The following is a 21,307-nucleotide window of genomic DNA, read 5'->3' as shown; positions in this document are numbered from 1 at the left end:
GCGGGCGCTCATCCGACGACGCCGACCGGGGTCCGCGCCGGACGGTGCCGCAGTGACCGCCAGGTCGGCAGCACGCTCGCCAGCACGGCGAGCAGCAGGCACAGCCCCACCACCGCTGCGATCACCGACCAGGGCACCACCAGGTCGACGGACGCGCCGACCTGCTCGGCCAGGCCGGCGCGGATGCTGAGCAGCCCGACGAACGCGACAGCGCCACCGAGCAGCGCGCCGATCAGCACCACCAGGGCGGACTCGGCGGTGACCAGCCAGACGACCTGCCGCCGGGTCGCCCCGGCCAACCGGATCAGCCGCAGGTCCGCTACCCGACCGGCGGCGGCCAGCAGCAACGTGTTGGCCACCGCGATGGCCCCGTAACCGGCCGACACACCGATCAGCAGCAGCGTGAACAGCCAGACCAGCCGGTCCTCGGCGGCGTCCGCCTCGGCCGCCCAGGTGGCGACGTCGACGATCCGCGCGCCGACCGGCGGATCGATCCGGTCCCGGACGTACACCGTCGAGGTCAACGCCGACGGGTCGTGCGCCCGCACCACGGCCCGGGGCACCAGCAGGTGGCCCGGCAGCGAATTGTCGGTGACGACCGCGACGACCCGCAACGACACCGCAGTTCCGTCGGCGAAGGTCAGCTCGTACGGCGCGGACGGCAGAAGATTCGCCGAGGCGGTGACCACCACTGTGTCGTCTCCGCGCAGCTCCTCCAGGGAACCGGCGACGACGGTGAGCGCCCGGTTCGCGGCGGCGAAGCCCGTCGGGTCGACACCGAGCGCGGTCAGTGGCCGGTTCACCGTCTGCGTTGCCGGATCGGTGCGGTAGACGGTGGTCGGCAGCAGGGCGGTGCCGCCGGTCGCGGCGACTGCCGCATCCGACAGACCGGGCGTCCGGTCCGGCACGACGATCCAACCGCCGTTCACGTTGTCCGCCCGGCCCGCCGCGTACGCGGCGGTGGTGGTGCGCACCATCCCGGACACCAGCACCGCGAAGGCGACAGTGAGCAGCACCGGCGCGGCGATCGAGGCGGTCCGCCGGGTGGCGGTCGACGCCCCGCCCCGGACCAGCATCCCGATCGCCCCACCGCGCCGCCGCACCGGAGACCGCAGCAGCCGCACCACCGGCCCGACCATCGCCGGAGAGAGCACTGTGGCACCGGCCACCAGGGCCATCACCGCGTACAGGGCGTACGACGCCGCCACCCGGGGCTCGTCCGCTGTCGCCGTCCCGACGCTGAGCGCGATGCCCGCCACGACGAGAAGCGCGCCGGTGGCGACCCGGGCACGCCCGATCGGTCGCTGCTCCACAGCGGCCTCGCGCAGCGCCTCCAACGGGCGGACCCGCGCCGCCCGGCGCGAGGCCGACCAGACCGCCAGCAACGCGATCACCGGCCCGGCCGCGAGCGAGACCGCGACCGGCCAGACGGCGTATCCGACCCGGAAGGTCGACGGCTCGAACCCGGCATCGACGAGCAGGCGACCCACCACCGGGGCGAGTACCGCGCCGACCAGCAGGCCGACCAGCCCGGCGCTGACGCCGACGACGAGCGCCTCGGCGCACACCATGCGGCGGACCTGCCGGGCGGTGGCGCCGACGGCGCGCAGCAGGCCCAGCTCCCGGCGGCGCTGCGCGACGGTGAACGCGAAGGTGGAGGACACCACGAACACCGTGACGAAGCCGGCCAGGGCCGCCGTGGCGCTGAGCACCTGCATGCCGATCCACCGGGTCCGGGCGTCGTTGCGCGGCTCCAACGCGCCGCGCGCGTCGCCAATCAGCACCCGACCGTCGCCGCCGACGACACCGCGAGCCGTCGCGGCGACCCGCTGCGGATCGGCCCCCGCCGCGAGGACCAGCCCGATCGCCCGGACGCCGGGCGCGAGCGCCGCGGCGACCTCGTCGGCGACGTGCACGCCGGGCCCGTCGACCAGACCCGTGACGGTGTACGCCTGCGCACCCGTCGCCGTAAGCAGCGTCACCGGCGCACCGATACGCAGGCCGAGCGCGCTGTCGACGACCACCTCGCCGGGCCCGCGCGGCGGCTCACCGGCGGTGAGGCGCGATCCACCCAGCTTGGCGCTGGCCCAGCCGTGCCCCTGCTGAGCGTCCTCCCGCCGGGTGTCGACAGCGGAGGGCCGACCGTCGACGAGCGGTTGGGCGTAGAAGGTCCGGTCCGGTACCGCCGCCACCACGCCGGGCAGCGCGGCCAGCCTCCCGGCGAGTCCCGCCGCCGTGTCGGCGGACCACGGGCGGGTCGGCACGAACTGGTCGGTCGACGCACCCGCTTCGGGGCTCTGCACCACGACCGCCGCCCGCGCCAGGCGGTCCGGCACCTGCGGACGTCCGGAGGCGAGCAGGAGGGTGGCGGTCGCGACCAGCGCGACGCCGATGGCGACGGCCACGAACGCGCTGGCCGACCGTCGGACACTCAGCATGACCGCTCCCCCGCCGTCTCGACGGCGTGCCGCGACGAGCCCGCCGGGTCCGCCTCCCGCTCGGCGATCCGCGCCGCGACGACCGCAGCGGAAATCGCGCCGTCCAACTCGTCGACGACCCGGCCGTCGGCGAGCAGCAGCACCCGATCGGCGTACGCGGCGGCGGCGGGATCGTGGGTCACCATCACCACTGTCTGCCCGTGGTCGTCGACGAGCGCACGCAGCAGCCGGAGCACCTGCCGGGACGCCGCACTGTCCAGTGCCCCGGTCGGTTCGTCGGCGAACACCACGGCCGGGCGGGTGATCAACGCTCGGGCCACGGCGACGCGCTGCTGCTCACCGCCGGACAACTCACTCGGCCGGTGCCCGGCCCGGTCGGCCAACCCGACCGCGTCCAGAGCGGCGGTGACGTCCCGGGCCGGTGGGCGACGGCCGGCCAGCCGCGACGGCAACTCGACGTTCTGCGCGGCGGTCAGCGTGGACACCAGGTTGAACGCCTGAAACACAAACCCGATCCGGTCGCGCCGCAGCCGGGTCACCTCGTCCTCGCGGAGCTGGTCGAGGCGGACGCCGTCGATCGCGACGATCCCCTCGGTCGGGCTGTCCAACCCCGCCGCGCAGTGCAACAGAGTGGACTTCCCCGAACCGGAGGGGCCCATCACCGCCGTGAACGTCCCGGTCACGAAGCTCGTCGTCACGCCGTCCAGCGCGGTCACCCGCCGGTTTCCGGTGCCGTACACCGCGCGCAGCCCCGTCAGGGTCACCGTGTGTGTGGTCATGGCCACCACAATGCAGTCCCCGACGGGTGGCGCGCGTCGTACCGGCGCGGACAGTTTCCGCCAGTGCCCCGGGTGGAGACGACGGCCCGAAACCGCCGCCAGGTCGTCCCCCGGGATGACCACCCGTGGACGGACGCCGAGCGGCGAGCCGGCCGATACCGTCGGACCGGTGACCCCCACCCTGCTGACCCGGCGGCTGCGGCCGACGGACCTGTACATCGCGGACACCCTGCTGGCGGTGGCGGTCGGCGGGCTGCTCTGCCCGTACGCGGCCCTGGAGTCACCGCTGCACGGTGGCGTACACGAGCCGCTCTGGGTGTCAGTGCTCGTCGGGATGGCCCTCGGGCTGCCGCTTGCCGTACGCCGCCGGTGGCCGTTGACGGTGGCCGCCGTGATCAGCTCCGTCGCCACCGTCGCCCTGGTCACCGGGGTGATCCCGAACTTCGCCGCCGCCGCGCCGGCGCTCGCCATCGGCCTGTCCTTCTACACGGTCGCGGTGTCGACGGCCACCCGCCGCTCGATGCTCTGCGCAGCCGGTTGTCTCGCGTTGGTGAGCGTCGCCCTGGTGCTCACGGCGGGCGATCTGTGGTCGCGGACCGGTGCGGTCGTCTACGCCGTCGTCATGATCGCGCCCGCCTGGGTGATCGGCTGGCTGGTCCGGGAGCGGCGAGCCCTCGCCGCCCGGCAGAGTGACCACCTGGTCCGGCAGGCCACCGCCGAGGAGCGCCTGCGGGTGGCACGCGAGCTGCACGACGTGGTCGCCCACACGCTGAGCCTCATCGTGGTGAAGGCGGCAGTCGCCAACCACGTCGCCGAGGCGGACCCCCGCGAGGCGGGCGCCGCCCTGCGGGTGATCGAGGAGACCGGCCGCAACGCCCTGGCCGACGTCCGCCGGGTGCTCGGCGTCCTGCGCGACGGCACCTCGTACGCCCCGGCACCCGGGCTGGACGAGCTGCCCGCGCTGGCCGAGCAGGCGGCGATCGGCGGCGTCGACGTACGGCTCGACGTACGGCGGGAGGCACCCGACGGCATCGTCCCGGAGTCGGTGGGCCTGGCGGTGTACCGGATCGTGCAGGAGGCGGTGACCAACGTGGTGAAGCACGCGGCACCGGCCGCCTGCCGGGCTACCGTGACCGTCACGCCCGGCGAGGTACGGGTGGAGGTGACCGACGACGGTCGACGTCCGGTGCTGACCGGCAGGGAGGGGCACGGGTTGATCGGCATGCAGGAACGGGTGGCGTTGCACGGCGGGGAGTTCCGTGCCGGACCGGGCGCGGACGGCGGTTTCGCGGTGACGGCCAGCCTGCCCTACCGGGTGGCCACGTGATCCGGGTGCTGATCGCCGACGACCAGGCGCTGCTGCGCGGCAGCTTCCGGCTGCTCGTCGATCTCGCCCCGGACTGCACCGCTGTCGGCGAGGCGGGCACCGGCGTGGAGGCCGTCGCGTTGACAGCGCGGCACCGGCCGGATGTGGTGCTGATGGACGTCCGGATGCCGGAGATGGACGGCATCGAGGCGACCCGGCGGATCTGCGCCGACCCGGCGATCGCCGGCAGCCGAGTCATCATCCTGACCACGTTCGACCTGGACGAGTACGTCTACGGCGCGTTGCGCGCAGGAGCGAGCGGGTTCCTGCTCAAGGACACCCCACCGGCGGATCTGCTGACCGGGATCCGGGTGGTCGCCGCCGGAGAGGGGCTGCTCGCGCCGACGGTGACCCGCCGGCTGATCGACGAGTTCGCCCGGCGGGCGGAGCCGGCCCGGCCACTGCCCCGCAGACTGAGCGGGGTGACCGACCGGGAACGCGAAGTGCTCACGCTGATCGGCCGGGGCCTGTCCAACACGGAGTTGGCCACGCACCTCAGTCTCAGCCAGGCCACCGTGAAGACCCACGTCGGGCGGCTGCTGACCAAGCTGAGCGTCCGGGACCGCGCGCAACTGGTCATCGTCGCCTACGAAACGGGCCTGGTCGGTTCCGGTGCGTCGAGGCCGACCGATCTACGCTGAGCGGATCAACCGCAGCGAGGAGGAGCCGATGACCCGGTACGTCGCCCTGCTGCGCGGGGTCAACGTCGGCGGCGTCCGCCTCGCGATGGCCGACCTGCGCCGGATCGTCACCGACCTCGGGCATGACGACGTCAAGACGTACCTGCAGAGCGGCAACGTGGCCTTCGGCAGCAGTGTGCGCGACGCCGAGAAGCTGGCCGCCGGGATCGAGCGGGCGCTCGCCGACGAGCTGGGGTTGACCGTTCCGGTGCTGGTGCGCAGCGGTCGGGAGCTGGCGGCGGTGGCCGGCGGCAACCCGTACGCCGAGCGGGAGGACGACCCGACGAGGCTGCTGGTGGCCTTCCTGCGGTCCGCGCCGACCACGTCCGCCGTGGACGCGCTGACCGTGCCCGGCGGCGAGAACGCCGCGTTCACGGTGACCGGCCGGGAGGTCTTCCTGCACTTCCCCGACGGCGGCTACGGGCGGTCGAAGTTCACCAACGCGTACCTGGAGAAGAAGCTCGCCGTGGTGGCCACCACCCGGAACTGGAAGTCGGTGCGTGCCCTGGCCGAGATGGCCGCCGGCTGACCCGGTGGGGGCCGCGGGCCCCCACCGAGGCCGGTCAGAAGTGGTACGCGGTCTCGTACTCGGGCACCAGCACCCGGCTGCGCGGCGAGATCCGGCGGATCGCCGTGATCATCTCGTTCAACCGGGTGCGGTCGGCGGGGGCGACGACCGGCGGGTTCCGCAACGCGGTCTCGAAGTTGTCCCAGTGCACCGGCACGACGACCTTCGGGTAGTCGAGGCCGGCGAGCAGCCGGGGCAGGTAGTCGCCGGTGGTGGTGGCGTTCTGCATGGCCACCATGGCGACGTCCGGCGCGAGGCCGGTGAGGTTCCGCTCGGCGACGTCGCTGGCCCCGGTGAAGTAGACCGACGGTCCACCGTCGACGCGCAGCAGGTAGCCGAGCGTGTCGCCCTCCGGAAGATCGGCGATGGTCGCCGGCAGCGGCGGCGGGCTCACCCGCACCCCCGGAAACGCCACCGAGTACGAGGCGTTGCGACTGTGCAGCGACCCGACCACCTCGATGGTGTGGTCGCCGAAGTCCAGCACCTCGCCGCCCTTCACGGCGCTCAGCTGTGTCGACGGCACCCCGTAGGCCAACCCCAGGTGGTACGCGGTGAGCGTGCCGAAGACCCGCGCGCCGGTACGGCCGGCGATGTACGGCACGTCCATGAAGTGGTCCCAGTGGGTGTGGGTGACGAGCACCGTCGTGGCCCGGTCGACGCGCCTGTCGATCACGTCGGTGCGCACGGTCAGCTTGGCCGCCTGGTTGAACGGGCCGGTGAACAGGCCGGTGTCGATCCGGCTGAGGTACGGGTCGACCAGGACGGTCCGGTTCCCGATGTCGACGCGCCAGCCGGCCGTCCCCCACCAGCGGAAGCTGACCGCACCACTGCGGCGGGTCGTCGGCGCGGGGGCGGCGGCCGGCGGCGCGGCCTGGGCGGGTGCGGCCGAGGTGGCGACGAGGCCGCCTGCGGAGACCAGGGCGGTGGTGGCTGCGGTGTCGCGGAGGAAGCGGCGGCGGTCGAGATTGGGCATGCGGATCTACTCCCCGTGGTCGGGCGATGGGTCGACACGAGCCAATCAGCGCCCACCGGCCCAGGTCCAAGATCCAACACCGCCGGCTCCGATACGCGGTCGCATATCGGGCCCGCTCACCGGCCACGTGCCGACGCGCGGACAGGTGAAAAAAATCAGCCGCCGCGCAGCGCCTCGACGGCGGTCCGGGCGGCCTCCCCCATCGCCATGTCCACGTCGATCCGGCGGGGCGTCAGCTGGTCGGCGCGGGCGAAGATGGCGATGGCGTACCGGCCGCCATCCGGGTATTCGGCGACCCCGGCCTCCAGGTGCAGACCGGGCAGGGTGCCGGTCTTGCCGGACACCCGGACGCCGGGCGGGAAACCGGCAGCGAGCCGGGTCCAGAAGATCTGCCGGGCCATCCAGGTGCGGACCATCGCGCAGGCTACAGCCGGCCCGGCCTCGTCCCGCCAGATCAGCGTGAGCAGCCGGGTGATCTCCCGAGCTGTGCTGGAGGTGGTTCGCTCCGGGTCGAAGACCCGCATGGCCCGGACCCGGTCGTCCGGCAAGGTGGGGAAGATCCGGGCGAACTCCGCCTCGGTCCGGGCGCCCACGTCGGCGAGCATCACCTCGACGAGTTCCCGGGGACCGCCCAGAACGCGGGTACGGGTAAGCCCCAACTCGGCGGCGAGCATCGGCAGCAGGTCCGGGCCGACCCGACGCAGCAGCAGGTCGGCGGCCGTGTTGTCGCTCACCGACATGGCGAAGTACGCGAGGTCGCGCAGCGACACCTCGACGTCGTCGGTGCAGCCGGCCACGCCCCACCCGCCGAGCCGGTCGTCGGCGGTGACCAGGATCCGCTCGGTCGGGTCGAGCTGACCGGCCTCGACCTGCCGGGCGAACTCCAGCACCAGCAGGATCTTGAAGATCGAGGCGATCACCACCTGCTCGTCGGCCCGCACCCCGACCTCCCGCCCGCCACCATGCTGGCCGACCGTCAGATCCAGGTTCACGGCGTCCAGGTCGACGGCGTGCAGGCTGGCGGTCACCCCGGCGCCGGCGAAGATGGCCTCGATGCGTTCCCCCACGTCCACGCCCGCACGGTACCGGCGGGCCGTCGACGCTGGCGTAGGGTCCGGCCGTGGACCTGCTCCGACACCTGCGGCACTTCGTGGTGGTCGCCAACGAGCTGCACTTCGGGCGGGCGGCCGAGCTGCTCGGGATGGCCCAGCCGCCGCTGAGCCAGTCGATCCAGCGGCTGGAGCGGGAGCTGACCGTCGAGCTGTTCGACAGGTCCCGCCGTCAGGTGCGCCTCACCACCGCCGGTGAGCTGCTGCTCGGCGAGGCGGAGGAACTGCTCGCGGGTGAGGGCCGGCTGCGCAGCCTGATGGGGCAGGTCCGCGCGGGTGAGCTGGGCGTGCTCCGGGCCGGCGTGCCGCCGGAGACCCCCGCCGTGACCCTGCGCGCGCTGCTCGACGGGCTCACCACCCGGGCACCCGGCCTGGACGTGGAGCTGCACGAGCTGACCACCGCCGAGCAGACCCGGATGCTCACCGAACGCAACCTCGACGTGGGGCTTGTGCACCACCCGGTCGACGCGGACGGGCTGCGTTTCGGCGCCGCCGTCGACGTACCGCTGGGGGTGTTGCTGCCGCGGACCTCGCCGCTGGCCCGCGGGCGGGACGTGACGCTCGCGTCGCTGGCCGGCCTGGACCTGGTGGCCGCGCCCCGGGCCACCGCGCCCGGCTGGCACGACCACCTGCTGGGGGTGTGCCGACGGTACGGCTGGCGGCCGGCGCGGGTCCGGCCGGCGCGCAACCCGGAGTTCCTCTTCGGGCTGGTGCTGGCCGGCGGCGGGGCGGCCCTGGAGCCGGCCACCGTGGCTCGGCGGGAGCCTCGGATCGCCTGGCGGCCGATCGCCGACGCGCCGCTTGCCAAGCGCACCTCGGCGGCGTGGCCGGACCGGTCCGCGCATCCGGCGGCGCCGATGTTCGCGCAGCTCGCCGCCGAGGTGCTTGCCGACGCCGAACCGGCACCGACCAGGGCTGACCCGTCGGTGCCGGCGGCGCGGCCGTGGCCGGTGTTGTTCGACACGACCGGGTGAACCGGCCCCGCCTGCGCTCGCCGCGCTCGCCCTCGGGCGGTGAATCGGTGGCCGGCCCGGGTATGGATGACACGACACACAGACGCGAAGGAGCCGCAGTGGCCACGACGATCCCCGACATCAGCCTGAACGACGGCAACACCATTCCGCAGCTCGGCTTCGGGGTGTTCCAGATCAAACCGAAGGACACCGTCGCGGCGGTGAGCAAGGCGCTGGAGGTGGGCTACCGGCACATCGACACCGCCGAGATGTACGGCAACGAGGCCGAGGTGGGCCAGGCGGTGCGCACGTCGGGGCTGGACCGTCGCGAGGTCTTCGTGACCAGCAAGCTGAACAACGGCTTCCACCGCCCGGACGACGCCCGCAAGGCGTTCGACTCGACGCTCTCCGCCCTGAAGATGGACTACATCGACCTGTTCCTCATCCACTGGCCGCTGCCGACCCTGTACGACGGCGACTTCGTCTCCACCTGGAAGGTGCTTGAGGAGTTCCAGCGCGACGGCCGGGCCCGCTCGGTCGGCGTGTCGAACTTCCAGGTGCCGCACCTGGAGCGGCTGGCCGCCGAGACGAGCGTGGTGCCGGCGGTCAACCAGATCGAGGCGCACCCGTACTTCGGCAACGAGGAGGTCCGCGCGTACGACCGCGAGCACAACATCATCACCGAGGCGTGGTCGCCCATCGCGCAGGGCAAGGTGCTGGGCGATCCGACGGTCGTCGACATCGCCGAGCAGCTCGGCCGGACCCCGGCGCAGGTGGTGCTCCGCTGGCACGTGCAGCGCGGCGACATCGTCTTCCCGAAGTCGACAACCCCGAAGCGGATCGAGGAGAACTTCCAGATCTTCGACTTCCAGCTCGACGACGCCGCGATGGAGCGGATCACCGAGCTGGACAAGGGTGAGGCCGGTCGGCAGGGCTCGCACCCGGACACGTTCGACTACGTCCCCCGCTGATCCCGGCCGCCGCCGGGCGGGACATGCTGCCGCGAGCGTGATGCCTCAGAGTCATCAGAATGACTCTGAGGCATCACGCTCATGTGGGCGGGGCGGTCAGGTCGAGCCGCCAGTCGTTGGCGCGCATCATCCGCCCCGGCGGGTATTCGAAGCCCGTCTCGCCGAGCAGCGTGAAACCGGCCTTGCGGCAGACCGCGTTCGAGGCGGGATTGTCGACCGAGGGGTAGGCGTGGGCGTAGCGCCGGTCCCGCCGGGCGCGGACCACGTCGACAGCCGCGCGCACCGCGACGGTCGCCAACCCCTGCCCCCGGTACGCGGGCAGCACCGCCCAGCCCAACTCGTACACCGGCTGGTCGCGCCACTCGCGGCCCCAGTAGCCGACACTGCCCACCCGTGCCCCGTCCGGCAGGACCAGCGTGAACATGCAGCCCTGCCCGCCCTCGGCGAAGTGCACGTAGCGTTCGTGTCGGGCGAGCACCTGCTCGTCGGTCTCCGGGCCGCCGGTGTGCCTGCGGGTGTCCGGTGAGTTGAGCTGCCGCAGCAGGTCGAGGTCGTCCTCCTGCCACGGCTGGATGCGTACCTGCGTCATCGTGCTCCCCTGTTCGTCGGCCCCAGTCAAGCCGACGCATCCGACATCCCGCGCCGAAACGCCACCCGCTAGATCAGATCTAGCGGGCGATCGGCCTTGCCTCGCGCCTTGAGGTTGATGGGAGGAGGTGACGATGACACCGTTGGAACTCGCTGTCATCATCGGCAGCACCCGGGAGGGACGGGCGGGCGACCGGGTCGCCAGCTGGTTTCTCGACGAGGCCGCGCGGCACGACGACCTCACCGTGACTGTCGTTGACCTCAACGACTACGACTTCCCGGCCAGCTATCCCGCTGAGCCGACGGCGTCCATCCGGGCGTTCGTCAGCGAGGTGGGTCGGGCGGAGGCGTTCGTCGTGGTCACCCCCGAGTACAACCACAGCTTTCCGGCACCTCTGAAACAAGCGATCGACTACGCGTACGACGAGTGGCAGGCCAAACCGGTCGGCTTCGTGTCGTACGGCTGCCGGTCCACCGGTCTGCACGCCGTCGACCAACTGCGCACCGTCTTCACCGCCCTGCACGCCATGACGGTGCGCGACGTCGTCGGGCTCGACCTGCTCGCCGGTGAGCCGACGCCACTCTGCACCGACGAGCTACGCCGTGACATCCGCGCCCTGCTCGACCAGCTCCGCTGGTGGGGCCTGGCGCTTCGCAACGGCCGGGCCGCACGGCCCTACGTCTCCTGAACACGTTCGACGAAAGGTTTCCATCATGAGTAGACGCACCACCGGCCTGGCCATCGAAGCCGAAGGGCTCACCCGCTCGTTCGGGGACACCAAGGCGCTTGCCGGCATCGACCTTCAGGTGCCCGCCGGCACCGTCTACGGCCTGCTCGGGCCGAACGGGGCGGGCAAGACCACTGCGGTCCGGGTGCTCGCGACGCTGCTGCGGCCCGACGGCGGATCGGCGCGGGTCTTCGGGCACGACGTGGTCACCGAGGCGGACGCGGTCCGCAGCCGGGTCAGCCTCACCGGCCAGTACGCCTCAGTCGACGAGGACCTGACCGGCACGGAGAACCTGGTGCTCCTCGCCCGGCTCCTCGGCCTGCGCAAACCGGCCGCCCGCGACCGCGCCGCAGCTCTGCTCGCCGCGTTCGGCCTCACCGAGGCCAGCGGCCGCCAGGTCAAGAAGTACTCCGGTGGGATGCGGCGGCGTATCGACATCGCCGCCAGCATCCTCAACACGCCCGACCTGCTCTTCCTCGACGAACCGACGACCGGTCTCGACCCGCGCAGCCGCAACCAGGTGTGGGAGATCGTCCGGGCCGTGGTGGCGCACGGCACGACAGTGCTGCTGACCACGCAGTACCTCGACGAGGCGGACCAGCTCGCCGGGCGGATCGCCGTCGTCGACCACGGCCGGGTGATCGCGGAGGGCACCCCGGGCGAGCTGAAGTCGTCGGTGGGCTCCGGCACGATCCACCTGCGGCTACGGGACCCCGGGCAGCGTCCCGAGGCGGAGCGGGTGCTCCAGGCGGCACTGGGCGTACCGGTGCAGCTCGAAGCCGACCCGGTCGCGCTGCTCGCCCGGGTCGGGGAGGCCGGCACCGACCTCGAGGCCAGCGCCCAGGCCGCCCGCGCGCTCGGCGACCTGGCCCGCGCCGGCATCGTCGTCGACAACTTCTCCCTCGGTCAGCCAAGCCTTGACGAGGTCTTCCTGGCCCTGACCGACCATCCCGCCGTGCCTGCCGACGAGCGGGACGACCAGCTGGAGGCAGCCCGATGAGCGACACCACAACGACCACCACCGAACGGGCTCCGTCGGTCTACGTACCGTCCGCCGAGGCGCTGGCAACGGTCCTCGCGCCCGGAGCCCGACCGCCCCGACCAAGCGCGCTGGGGGCGTCGCTCACCTTCGGCTGGCGAGCCATGCTGAAGATCAAGCACGTGCCGGAGCAGCTCTTCGACGTGACCGCGTTCCCGATCATCATGGTGCTGATGTTCACGTACCTGTTCGGTGGCGCACTCGCCGACAGCCCGCGCGACTACCTGCAGTTCTTCCTTCCCGGCATCATGGTGACAAGCGTCGTGATGATCACCATGTACACCGGCGTCGGCCTCAACACCGACATCGAGAAGGGTGTCTTCGACCGCTTCCGGACCCTGCCCGTGTGGCGGCCGGCCGCCCTGGTCGGCATGATCTTCGGCGACGTGTTGCGCTACGTCCTTGCCGCCCTGGTCATCCTCGGCGTCGGGTTGGCGCTCGGCTTCCGGCCCGACGGCGGGGTCGCCGGGGTGGCCCTCGGGATCGGGTTGCTTGTGGTCTTCTCGTTCGCGTTCTCCTGGGTGTGGACGTTCTTCGGCCTGGTTCTGCGCAGCGAGAAGTCGGTGATGGGGGTCAGCATGATGGTGCTGTTCCCGCTGACGTTCCTCAGCAATGTCTTCGTCGAGCCGAGCACAATGCCCGGCTGGCTCCAGGCGTTCGTGAACGTCAACCCGGTCACGCAACTGGTGGCCGCCGTACGCGCCGCCATGGCCGGCTCGTCGGACCCGTCCAGCACGATGTGGTTGCTGGCGTGGAGCGCCGGCTTCCTGGTCGTCTTCGGCACGCTGACCATGTACCGCTACAACCGCCGCTGATCCTGCTCCGTCCAACGGGCGCCGCCACGACCGTGGCGGCGCCCGTCGCGTCAGACGACTGCGGGCACCTCGACTCGGGGGACGGCCCGCAGACGGGTGGCGTCCTGGCTCGGAGGCGCACCGAACTGGCGACGATATTCGCGGCTGAACTGCGACGGGCTCTCGTAGCCGACACGGCTGCCCACCCCGGTGACGTCGTTGGGGTGCGTGGCGAGCAGCAGCCGGACCGACGTCCGGCGCGGCACGCCCGTCTCTTCGAAAAGCCATCGGGGTACGTCCCCGAGGTGTTCAGAGCCGCCAGGGCACCGTCTCGGACGGCAGGTAGCGGCAGGTGCTGCCGGTCGAGACGGCTTCGCGCAGGTGACCGGCCAGCGCTGGGTGCCGCTCGTCGAGTTTGCGCATCGTGTCCCTGATCCGGGCGGTCACCGTCTTGCGGGCCCGTTCCGCCTCGTCACCCAGCCGGCGACTCCGGCCGGCCAACCCCGCCGCGGCGCGCAGCTCGTCGAGCAGCGCGCCGCGCTCGGCATCCAGCGCGGCCACCTTCCGGTCGTCTCCGCGCGCGGCGGCCCGGTCGATCTCCTCGTCGAGGCGCTCCAGGTGCCGCCGGTAGCGGGCCTTCGCCTCGTCGTCGAGGACCGGGTCACCGCCCATCCGCCGGGCCGCGACCAGCTCCGGCCCGGCGGCCGGGTCGAGCAGTTCCACGGCCGGCACGTCACCGCCTGGCCGGCTCAGCAGCAGGTGCAGGTCGTGCAGGCCCTTGGCGTCGGGCAACTGGGCGACGACGCCCGCGTAGGCGAGCTGCCAGACGGGCCCGTCGCGCCGAAACTCGTACCCCTGAACTGCCGCCACGATCGACGCGGCCTGACCCGGCGCGGCGGCCTGACCTGGGACGGCGGTCTGATCTGGCACGGCCGTCTGGCCCGGCACGGCGGCCTGATCTGGCATGACGACCTGGCCCGGCATGGCGGTCTGGTTTGGGCTGGTGGGATGGGCGGTGGTGGTGGCTGTCGCCGGGGTGCCGAGTCGGTGCAGGACCTGGAGCATGCCGAGGGCGGTGGCGTCGCGGGTGGTGGTGGCGCGTAGCTCGGCCACTGTCGCGGCGTCGCTCGCGTGGCCGCGGGCGAACAGGGCGTTCACCAGCCCGGCGCAGGCGATGAGCGACCAGGTTCGGGAGCCCAGCCGGTCGGCGGAGTCGCGAGCCGCTGTGAACCCGGCGATGGCGTCGTCCCAGCGCTCCTGCGCGGCGTCGACCACCGCGAGCCAGTGGTCGACGGGACCGCTGATGTCGCAGCCGAACAGCCCGACCATCCACTCTCCACGATGGGGGGTCAGCGCGGCCCGCGCGTCGTCGCAGCGCAGCGGGTCGCGGGACGCGGCGGCGGCCTGCGCACGCAGTCGTAGCCAGAGCGGCGACACGGGACGCGGGTACCGGATGTTGGCGGCCTCGATGCCGACGGTCAGCCGGATCGTCGTCGCACCGTCGCCACGCTCAGCGGCAGTGATCGCCCGCAGCAACTCCTGATAGGGGTAGTCGATCGGCGCCAGCTCATCGAGCAGGGTCTCGGCCTCGGCGAACCGACCCTGGAGCACCAGCCGGGACCAGCGCAGGTGATGGCCCATGAACCCGAACTGGGCATGGCCCGGATCGGAGAGGTTGGTGAGAAAGACGAACCGCTCGTCGGCCTCCGCGAAGTCACCCCGGAAGGCCGCGATGATCCCGCTGTCGACGACCGCCGAAATCTGGTGTCGGGTGAGGTCGCCGTGCCGGTCCGCGTTGACGAAGGCGGTGAACTCCTCGACGAAGCCGCGGTTGCCCAACTCCAGCAGTGCCACCCAACGCAGCGAGGTGGCCCACAGCTCCGTCTCCCGGTCGCCCGAGCGGCGGGCCACGTCCCGAATTTCGGCGGTGAGCGCCGCCCGGGCCGCGGCAGTGCCCAGACCCCAGGTGGTGTCATGGCGGGCCCACAGGCTGAAGGTGAGCGCCTCGTCGTCCTGCCCTCGACGAGCGATCGTCTCGGTCGCGGTGATCAGGTCGGCGACCAGCGCGCCCACCGGCGCGGTGGCGTCCGGCTCGCCGATCAGCCGTCGGTACGCCTCCCGCACCAGCTCCGCCCTCTCGACCGAGTGGATGGTCTCCACCTGGCGGGCGCGGTTGACGATGAGGGCGACGCGAGCCAGCAACACCGGGTCGTCGAGGGTGCGGGCCAGCGCCCCGGCCTCGGTGAGCAGTGTTGCGGCCTCGTCACGACCGGCGTGGTGATATTGGGCCTCACCGAACTCGATGAGCATCCGCACCCGTTGCGCCCGGTCGTCGACGACCTCCAGCGCCCGGCGGAAGTGCACCGCACCCTCGTCGGCGGCCAGCCGGCCGAACGCGTCCCGCCCGGCGGCGACCAGCAGCGTGGCCACCCGGGCCCGTTCAAGTGCGGGGCCGGCGAGGTAGGCGTGCCGGGCGAGGTCGGCCGGGATCAGCCGGTCGGTGAGCTCCCGCAGATCATCGACCGCTCGCACGACCGCGCCGTGCCGGGTCTGCCGATCCTCGTCGGTGAGCCCGTCATAGAGCGTCTCCCGCACCAGGTCGTGAGCGAAGGCGAACCGGCCGCCGCCCCGGGCGACCACCAGCCGGGCGGTCACCGCACGATCGAGCAGCCTGTCGACCTGCGCTGTCGGGGTCGCCGAGCTGGCTGCCAGAACCTGCCGGTGGAACTCGCGGCCCAGCACGGCGGCGACGGTGAGCGCCTCGACCACCGCCCCCGGCAACTGGGCCAGCCGACGCCGCACCGCCTCCCGTACGCCAGGTGGGATCGTCCCCGCCCCACCGTCCGCGCGCCACAGCCGGGCGGTCTCCTCGACAAAAAACGGATTCCCGCCGGTACGGCCGTGCACCCGATCGACCAGGTCGGCGTCGGGCTCCCGCCCGGCGGTACGCGTGATCAGAGCAGCCACCTCGTCGCGGGCCAGGCCGCTGAGGGTGATCGTGGTGGCCTTGGCGACCAGCGGCATCAGCAGTGGGCGCAACGGATGGTCGCCCGATTCGACCTCGGCGTCGCGGTAGGTGCCGATCAGCAGCAGCCGTTCGAACCAGGTGTGCTGGGCGGCGAACTCCAGCAACCGCAGCGATGCCGGGTCGGCCCAGTGCAGATCATCGAGGACGACCACTACCGGTCGGTGCTGGGAGACTGCGACCAGCGCGGCGGTCACCGCGTCGTACAGGGCGAACGCCTCACGGTCCGCCATCTCCCCGCCCGTGTCGATACCGGCCCAGCTGGCGGTGCGGCCGGCCTGGTCGGCTTCGGCGCCGGTCTCGCCGAGCAGAGCCGCGAGGGCCGGCTCGGCGGACTGCCGCGCCGCCGCCCAGTCGTCGGCGGAGCGCCGCAGGCCGCGCAGCACCTGCACCCACGGCCAGTAGCCGGGAGCGCTGCCGGAATCCCAGCAGGCTGCGCCGAGCACCAGCGCGCCGCGCTGCCGAGCCTCCCGGGCAGCCGCCGTGACAAGGGTGGTCTTGCCGATGCCCGGCTCGCCGGTGACGAGGGCGAGGCCGCCGTGGCTGGTGGCGGCCCGGTCCAGCTCGGCGCGCAGCAGGGCCGCGGGATGATCCCGCCCGATGATGGCGTCGCCGAGGTGCGCGTCCATGGTTTCCAGACGGTACTGGAACCGTCCGACACCGGTCGCCCACTTATTTACTCAGGGTGACGCCGCCGCTGGGGGCGCTGGTGTCCCCCAGGCCCTTTGGAGCTGATGCCGTAAACGATTCGCCGTTGCCACCACTCCCCATCACTCCCTAACATCATCGGTTAAGGTAGGTTAGGGAGCGATGAAGGAAGACATGTACTCGGTGGAGCAGGTCGCCGACCGACTCGGGCTGCACGTGCGGACAGTGCGCGGTTACATCCGGTCCGGTCGGCTGAGGGCGGTGCGGATCGGCAAGCAGTACCGGATCGCCGCCACCGACCTCGATGCGCTCACCGGGCAGACGTCGCCCGCTGTGGCCCCCGGGCCGGCCGAGGTGTCGAGCATCGTGCAGATCGACGGCGTCGACCGGGCTTCCGCCGACCGACTCGGCACGCTCGTGCTCGCCAGCGCCAACACCGGCCATGACCAGGCCAATCCACTGCGGGTGCAGACCGTGCACGACGAGGCGCGACGCCGCTTGAAGATCATCATTCTGGGTGACCCCGCCGCCACCGCCGAGCTGCTGCACCTGCTCGACGCCGTCCTCAACGCCGACAACGGCCTGATCGACCGGGAGGTCCACGATGCCTGACCAGATCCAGGAGCGCGCCGGGGTGCAGGTGCTCGTCTGCGACCCGGCCGGCCCGCCGGTCGCCACCGAGCAGGACGCGCTGGACCTGATCGGAGCGGCCTTCGTCGGCGCCCAGGTGGTGGCCGTGCCCGCCAACCGACTCGACGAGCGCTTCTTCTCGCTGGGCACCCGCTTCGCCGGTGACGTGATGCAGAAGTTCGTCAACTACCGGCTACGCCTGGTCGTCGTCGGCGACATCTCCGCACAGCTCGCGGAGAGTTCGGCGCTGCGTGCCCTGGTGCACGAGTCGAACCAGGGCGGGCACGTCTGGTTCGTCCCCGACCTCGACGCGCTCGACGACCGTCTCCGCGCCGCGGCGTAGCCGCTGTCAGCGTTCACGTAATTCCCCCGGCGGCTGCGAGCGGATGGCGAGGCGTCCGGGATCGGCGCCGGCTCGATGCTGACGGCAGCGCGCCGGCGCGCGATATCGGCGGGGCGTCGGCGATGCTGTGGGCGTGGAGTACGTGTCCAGAGTGTCGCGACCGCCGCTGGACGGGCTGATCGACGACCTCTACTACCTGGAGGGTGCGCCGCCGTACGCCCGACTGACGCTGCCGGCAAGTCCGGCGGCGTTGCTCATCGTCAACCTCGGGGCGCCGTTCCGCATCCGCGCCGGCACCGACATCGAGACGGCCGAGTACGCCGACGGCTGCGTGGTCACCACGCCCACCCGCGCGTTCGAGTTCGGCTACCCACGCCCGACGCGGTCCGTCGGCGTGCACTTCAAACCGTGGGGGCTGGCGCCGTTCCTGCCGATGCCCGCGGCCGAGCTGTGTGACCGGCCGGTGACGGTAGAGCAGGTCTGGGGCCGGCCCGCCGTTGCTGAGTTGCGAGACCGGCTGGCCACGGCGGACGGACCGCACGAGATGCTGACGCTGCTCGAGGAGGAGCTGATGCGACGGCTGTGCGAGACCGCCGGCCTGGGGCTGGTCCGCCACACGAGCAGGGTCATCGCGGCGACCAGCGGGGCGGTGGCGATCGGCGACCTGAGCGTGGCAACCGGTGTCAGCAGCACTCATCTGACACAGCGGTTCAAGGAACTCATCGGCGTCACGCCGAAGCGCCTGGCCCGCGCCTACCGCTTCACCGCCACCGTGTTCGCGATCAACCCCGCCGAACCGATCGACTGGGCCGACCTCGCCGGTGGCGCAGGCTACTTCGACCAGGCCCACTTCGGCCACGAGTTCCGGGCGTTCACCGGGCTCACCCCGACCCGGTACGTCGAAGTCCGGCGGCGGTTCCTGCGCGAACATCCCGGCCACGTGCTGGACAGTTGGCCACTGCCGGCGGATTGATTTCTTACAAGAGCGGCAGCTCACGGCACGCTAATTTGGGGGCAACCCAAAGCAGAGGAGAGCCCCGTGGGCAAGGTGGTCATGTACAGCTCGGTGTCGACGGACGGCTTCGTCGCGGACGAGAATGACCAGCCTGGACCGCTGTTCGACTGGTTGTCCAGCGGTGACGTCCCGTTGGACCCCAGCGGCGCGCTGAAGGTGTCGCAGACGTCCTACGACTACACCCGCCCGTACTGGGACCAGATCGGGGTGACAGTCGTCGGCCGCCACGTCTTCGACATGACGGACGGCTGGGACGGAAAGCCGCCGGGCGGGATCGACCACGTGGTCGTCGTGACGCACCGGCCGGAGCCCGAGGGCTGGGACCCCACGGCGCCGTTTCACTTCGTCGACGGCGTCGAGGCAGCCGTGGCCAAAGCGCAGGAGCTTGCGGGTGACCGCATAGTCGAGGTCGCCGCTGGCGACGTCGGTGGCCAGGTTCTTGCCGCGGGCCTGATCGACGAGGTACGCATGGACGTCGTACCCGTCGTGTTCGGGTCCGGCAAGCGCTACTTCGGGTCGGTCGACGCGCAGCACCTGCTGGAGGACCCTGACGTGGTGATTCAGGGCAACCGGGTGCTTCACCTGCGCTATCAGGTGCGCCGTTGACCGATCTGAGCGTCCCCACCGCCTCACCAGTCGTTCGCAACCGCCGTCGTCACCGCCTCCGGCTCGATCCCCCTTGCCTGGGCCTGCGCGCCTGCCCACCGCAGATAGGCCAGCCACTCCTCGGATGACCACCCGTTGCGGCGACTGACGCCGACCTCCACCGGAAGGTGGCTGGCCACGACACGGTCGAGGATCAACGGCTGCACACCGCCCACGCCGCGCCGGTAACCGACGAAGTAGAGGACCTTCGTGAACAAACCCGGCCCCAACCACGGCAGGCGCGCATGGTCGGGGTCGGACAATCGGCGGTACGCCGTGCGCAACGCATCCTCGTCCGGCGCTGGCTCGGACATCGCCTCCAGCGCGTACGCCAGGCGCTTGCCATCCGGGTCGGCCGCGAGCGACTTGGCGGTGCGCCACGGGCCGTACCCGATGGGGCCGTAACCCCAGACCAGCACGGCGGTCAACAGTTGCCGCGCGGTCGCGGAACCGGCCCGGTACGCGTCGGTCACCGCGAAGACGTCGCGCCGCCAGATCTCGCCGTTCGCCGGAAGGCTGTCGGGCCACGCGTCCGATGGCAGCCCCGCCCGCCACCGGTCGATGTTCACGATGACCGGGGCTTCCTCCCCCGGTAACACCCCACCCTCGACTGCCTGCATGGTTGCCCCCTCGGAATCGCGCCGTCTGTCCGGACGCTACGGCCGAGGCGCTTCCACCCACCGCCCGCTGACGTCATATCGCGGTATCGAAGGGGAACGCGCCACCAGTCAGGTTGATAGCCGCCGTCATGGAAGCCTGGCGCCGAGACTTCATAACGGATGCCCGTGCCGTCGAACTCCTGCATGGCCAGATCAGCCTGGGCGACCTACCGACACGCGGCGAAACAGATTTGGCACCGTGACCGCCACAGCCCCGGTCTACGAGCCTTTGCTCGTATTCGACGCCACCGTGCTGCACCATTTCGCGCTCGCCGACCGGCTCGACGTTCTGGCCGACCTGATGGCAGGACTACGCGTGGCAGCCGATCCGTACGCGTACCCGGCCAGGCGCGACTGTCGATTGAGGCGACCCTCCCGGCCCGGGCCCGCGGTCTTGGCGATGGCTGACGTCAGTCGGTGCGGGCGGCCGGTGGATGGCTGCTCAGCAACTCCGCGAGGGTCGCCATCGCGGCTTGGAAGTCGACGCGGTCGGCCGCGTGGAATCGCCGGAAGAACCAGTCGGGCACGCGGGCCTGGCCCTGCCTGCTCCGGAAGATCAGATCCTGGGTCTGCCGGGCGAGAGTGAGCAGCGCCGAGTCGGCGGTGGGGTCGCCGTGCCGGACGGCGGCGGTGACCTGGGTCTGCAGGATCCCGAGAGCGCGGTCCCGTTCGGCGGCGACGTCGCGTTGGCCGCGGTAGATCTCGACGCCCAGCAGGAGAGTGCCGAGTGACGGGACGAACCACTGCGTGAGCAGGTCGGACACGGTCAGGTCGGCGGTGACGGCGACGACGACTCCGAGCGCCGCCCAGAGCGCCACCCCCGCGAGCACGGTGTACGCGTAGCGCCGGCGGACTCTGGCGCCCCACCCGAGGTTCTGCTGCTGACAGGCGAGCACGTCGTACGGGCGGGGCAGCGGCGGCACCTCGTAGTAGTCGTGGAGGTACCGCTCGTCGCCCCGGTAGGCACGGTCGAGTCGGCTGACCTCTTCGGGGGCGAGAGGCTCGCCGGCCGCGACCGCGTTCCAGGGCAGCCCGAAGAGCCGTACGTCGAACATCTCCTGAAGGGTGGCGGCGCGGCGGATGTGCCCGGCGGACCACGAGGCGAGCCCTATCGCGTTGACCACAGCCCAGAGGGCACCGGCCGCGGTGACGCCGATGGCCGACGCGCGGGTGAGGGCGATCGCCGCCCCGGCGACACCGATGGCGATGGACAGCGCCATCCGGAGGTTGTCGAGCCGCTGCGCCCGGCGGTGGCAGACCGACATGGCGTGCAGCAGCGCCATCATCTCGGGCCGGCGCTGGCGCTGGAGCAGGGAATCCGTGCGCTCTGTCACATAACCCTCCCTTTCCGTGACG

21 protein-coding genes are annotated in these 21,307 nt (G+C 72.0%); 12 read left to right on the top strand and 9 right to left on the bottom strand.

Annotation, left to right across the window (positions count from 1 at the left end):
* Positions 1-8: 8 nt before the first annotated feature.
* Both ACPXB1_RS03120 and ACPXB1_RS03115 read right to left on the bottom strand, forming a co-directional pair.
* Complete coding sequence (locus ACPXB1_RS03120; RefSeq protein WP_053655141.1) at positions 9-2,438, bottom strand: ABC transporter permease; 2,430 nt, start codon at positions 2,436-2,438, stop codon at positions 9-11.
* Entirely contained in the window at positions 2,432-3,217 is a 786-nt protein-coding gene (locus ACPXB1_RS03115) for an ABC transporter ATP-binding protein (RefSeq protein WP_053655242.1), read from the bottom strand. The genes ACPXB1_RS03120 and ACPXB1_RS03115 overlap by 7 nt, the downstream gene beginning before the upstream one ends.
* A 169-nt stretch (positions 3,218-3,386) precedes the next feature.
* Here ACPXB1_RS03115 and ACPXB1_RS03110 point away from each other — a divergent pair, with 169 nt between their 5' ends.
* Genes ACPXB1_RS03110 through ACPXB1_RS03100 form a run of 3 tightly spaced genes read left to right on the top strand, consistent with a single transcriptional unit; the run spans position 3,387 to position 5,792 of the window.
* Positions 3,387-4,544: a sensor histidine kinase gene (locus ACPXB1_RS03110; protein ID WP_425734755.1), complete on the top strand. Its 1,158-nt coding sequence runs from the start codon at positions 3,387-3,389 to the stop codon at positions 4,542-4,544.
* Positions 4,541-5,224: a response regulator gene (locus ACPXB1_RS03105; RefSeq protein ID WP_425734754.1), complete on the top strand. Its 684-nt coding sequence runs from the start codon at positions 4,541-4,543 to the stop codon at positions 5,222-5,224. Before ACPXB1_RS03110 ends, ACPXB1_RS03105 begins: the two co-directional genes overlap by 4 nt.
* Positions 5,225-5,252: 28 nt before the next feature.
* Entirely contained in the window at positions 5,253-5,792 is a 540-nt protein-coding gene (locus ACPXB1_RS03100) for a DUF1697 domain-containing protein (RefSeq protein WP_355592307.1), read from the top strand.
* 34 nt (positions 5,793-5,826) lie between these two features.
* Here ACPXB1_RS03100 and ACPXB1_RS03095 read toward each other — a convergent pair whose 3' ends face one another.
* The gene (locus ACPXB1_RS03095; RefSeq protein WP_425734753.1) at positions 5,827-6,804 is read right to left on the bottom strand and encodes an MBL fold metallo-hydrolase; all 978 of its coding nucleotides are present in this window, start codon (positions 6,802-6,804) and stop codon (positions 5,827-5,829) included.
* Between the two features lie 155 nt (positions 6,805-6,959).
* Positions 6,960-7,877 carry a serine hydrolase gene (locus ACPXB1_RS03090; RefSeq protein WP_425734752.1) on the bottom strand — a complete coding sequence of 306 codons (918 nt, stop codon included), beginning with the start codon at positions 7,875-7,877 and terminating at the stop codon, positions 6,960-6,962.
* Positions 7,878-7,924: 47 nt separating this feature from the next.
* Between ACPXB1_RS03090 and ACPXB1_RS03085 the strand changes: the two genes are divergently transcribed.
* Both ACPXB1_RS03085 and ACPXB1_RS03080 read left to right on the top strand, forming a co-directional pair.
* The gene (locus ACPXB1_RS03085) at positions 7,925-8,887 is read left to right on the top strand and encodes a LysR family transcriptional regulator (RefSeq protein ID WP_425734751.1); all 963 of its coding nucleotides are present in this window, start codon (positions 7,925-7,927) and stop codon (positions 8,885-8,887) included.
* A 98-nt stretch (positions 8,888-8,985) separates the two neighbouring features.
* Complete coding sequence (locus ACPXB1_RS03080; protein ID WP_355592315.1) at positions 8,986-9,837, top strand: aldo/keto reductase; 852 nt, start codon at positions 8,986-8,988, stop codon at positions 9,835-9,837.
* A gap of 79 nt (positions 9,838-9,916) precedes the next feature.
* Here ACPXB1_RS03080 and ACPXB1_RS03075 read toward each other — a convergent pair whose 3' ends face one another.
* A complete protein-coding gene (locus tag ACPXB1_RS03075; RefSeq protein ID WP_053655155.1) occupies positions 9,917-10,426 on the bottom strand; it encodes a GNAT family N-acetyltransferase in 510 nt (169 codons plus the stop codon).
* 133 nt (positions 10,427-10,559) lie between these two features.
* Here ACPXB1_RS03075 and ACPXB1_RS03070 point away from each other — a divergent pair, with 133 nt between their 5' ends.
* From ACPXB1_RS03070 to ACPXB1_RS03060, 3 genes are read left to right on the top strand one after another with little or no spacing between them, the layout of a single operon-like run.
* A complete protein-coding gene (locus ACPXB1_RS03070; RefSeq protein ID WP_053655246.1) occupies positions 10,560-11,114 on the top strand; it encodes an NADPH-dependent FMN reductase in 555 nt (184 codons plus the stop codon).
* A gap of 25 nt (positions 11,115-11,139) precedes the next feature.
* A complete protein-coding gene (locus ACPXB1_RS03065) occupies positions 11,140-12,153 on the top strand; it encodes an ATP-binding cassette domain-containing protein (RefSeq protein ID WP_053655157.1) in 1,014 nt (337 codons plus the stop codon).
* Positions 12,150-13,007, top strand: a complete 858-nt coding sequence (locus tag ACPXB1_RS03060; protein ID WP_355631287.1) for an ABC transporter permease — start codon at positions 12,150-12,152, stop codon at positions 13,005-13,007. The genes ACPXB1_RS03065 and ACPXB1_RS03060 overlap by 4 nt, the downstream gene beginning before the upstream one ends.
* 50 nt (positions 13,008-13,057) lie before the next feature.
* Here ACPXB1_RS03060 and ACPXB1_RS03055 read toward each other — a convergent pair whose 3' ends face one another.
* Positions 13,058-13,252: a helix-turn-helix domain-containing protein gene (locus ACPXB1_RS03055; RefSeq protein WP_425734750.1), complete on the bottom strand. Its 195-nt coding sequence runs from the start codon at positions 13,250-13,252 to the stop codon at positions 13,058-13,060.
* A gap of 43 nt (positions 13,253-13,295) precedes the next feature.
* Positions 13,296-16,640 carry an ATP-binding protein gene (locus ACPXB1_RS03050; RefSeq protein WP_425734749.1) on the bottom strand — a complete coding sequence of 1,115 codons (3,345 nt, stop codon included), beginning with the start codon at positions 16,638-16,640 and terminating at the stop codon, positions 13,296-13,298.
* 181 nt (positions 16,641-16,821) lie between these two features.
* Between ACPXB1_RS03050 and ACPXB1_RS03045 the strand changes: the two genes are divergently transcribed.
* The 4 genes from ACPXB1_RS03045 to ACPXB1_RS03030 all read left to right on the top strand — a co-directional run bounded on the left by ACPXB1_RS03045 (position 16,822) and on the right by ACPXB1_RS03030 (position 19,253).
* The gene (locus ACPXB1_RS03045; protein WP_355631634.1) at positions 16,822-17,271 is read left to right on the top strand and encodes a helix-turn-helix domain-containing protein; all 450 of its coding nucleotides are present in this window, start codon (positions 16,822-16,824) and stop codon (positions 17,269-17,271) included.
* Positions 17,264-17,632: a DUF4180 domain-containing protein gene (locus ACPXB1_RS03040; protein WP_355631636.1), complete on the top strand. Its 369-nt coding sequence runs from the start codon at positions 17,264-17,266 to the stop codon at positions 17,630-17,632. Before ACPXB1_RS03045 ends, ACPXB1_RS03040 begins: the two co-directional genes overlap by 8 nt.
* 133 nt (positions 17,633-17,765) lie before the next feature.
* Entirely contained in the window at positions 17,766-18,605 is an 840-nt protein-coding gene (locus tag ACPXB1_RS03035; RefSeq protein WP_355631639.1) for a helix-turn-helix domain-containing protein, read from the top strand.
* A gap of 66 nt (positions 18,606-18,671) precedes the next feature.
* Entirely contained in the window at positions 18,672-19,253 is a 582-nt protein-coding gene (locus tag ACPXB1_RS03030; protein ID WP_355631642.1) for a dihydrofolate reductase family protein, read from the top strand.
* 23 nt (positions 19,254-19,276) lie between these two features.
* On the opposite strand, the gene ACPXB1_RS03025 is transcribed toward ACPXB1_RS03030, so the two are convergent.
* Together ACPXB1_RS03025 and ACPXB1_RS03020 are read right to left on the bottom strand one after the other, a co-directional pair.
* Positions 19,277-19,912, bottom strand: a complete 636-nt coding sequence (locus tag ACPXB1_RS03025) for a hypothetical protein (protein ID WP_355631645.1) — start codon at positions 19,910-19,912, stop codon at positions 19,277-19,279.
* A gap of 449 nt (positions 19,913-20,361) precedes the next feature.
* Positions 20,362-21,285, bottom strand: coding sequence for an S-4TM family putative pore-forming effector (locus ACPXB1_RS03020; RefSeq protein WP_355631648.1), 924 nt, complete (start codon positions 21,283-21,285; stop codon positions 20,362-20,364).
* Positions 21,286-21,307: the final 22 nt, after the last annotated feature.

Origin of the sequence: Micromonospora sp. DT68 (assembly GCF_049847245.1) — a bacterium.
Taxonomy (GTDB): domain Bacteria; phylum Actinomycetota; class Actinomycetes; order Mycobacteriales; family Micromonosporaceae; genus Micromonospora; species Micromonospora profundi.
The sequence above is the reverse complement of the archived record's forward strand: the minus strand, read 5'-3'. Positions and strand labels throughout refer to the sequence as shown.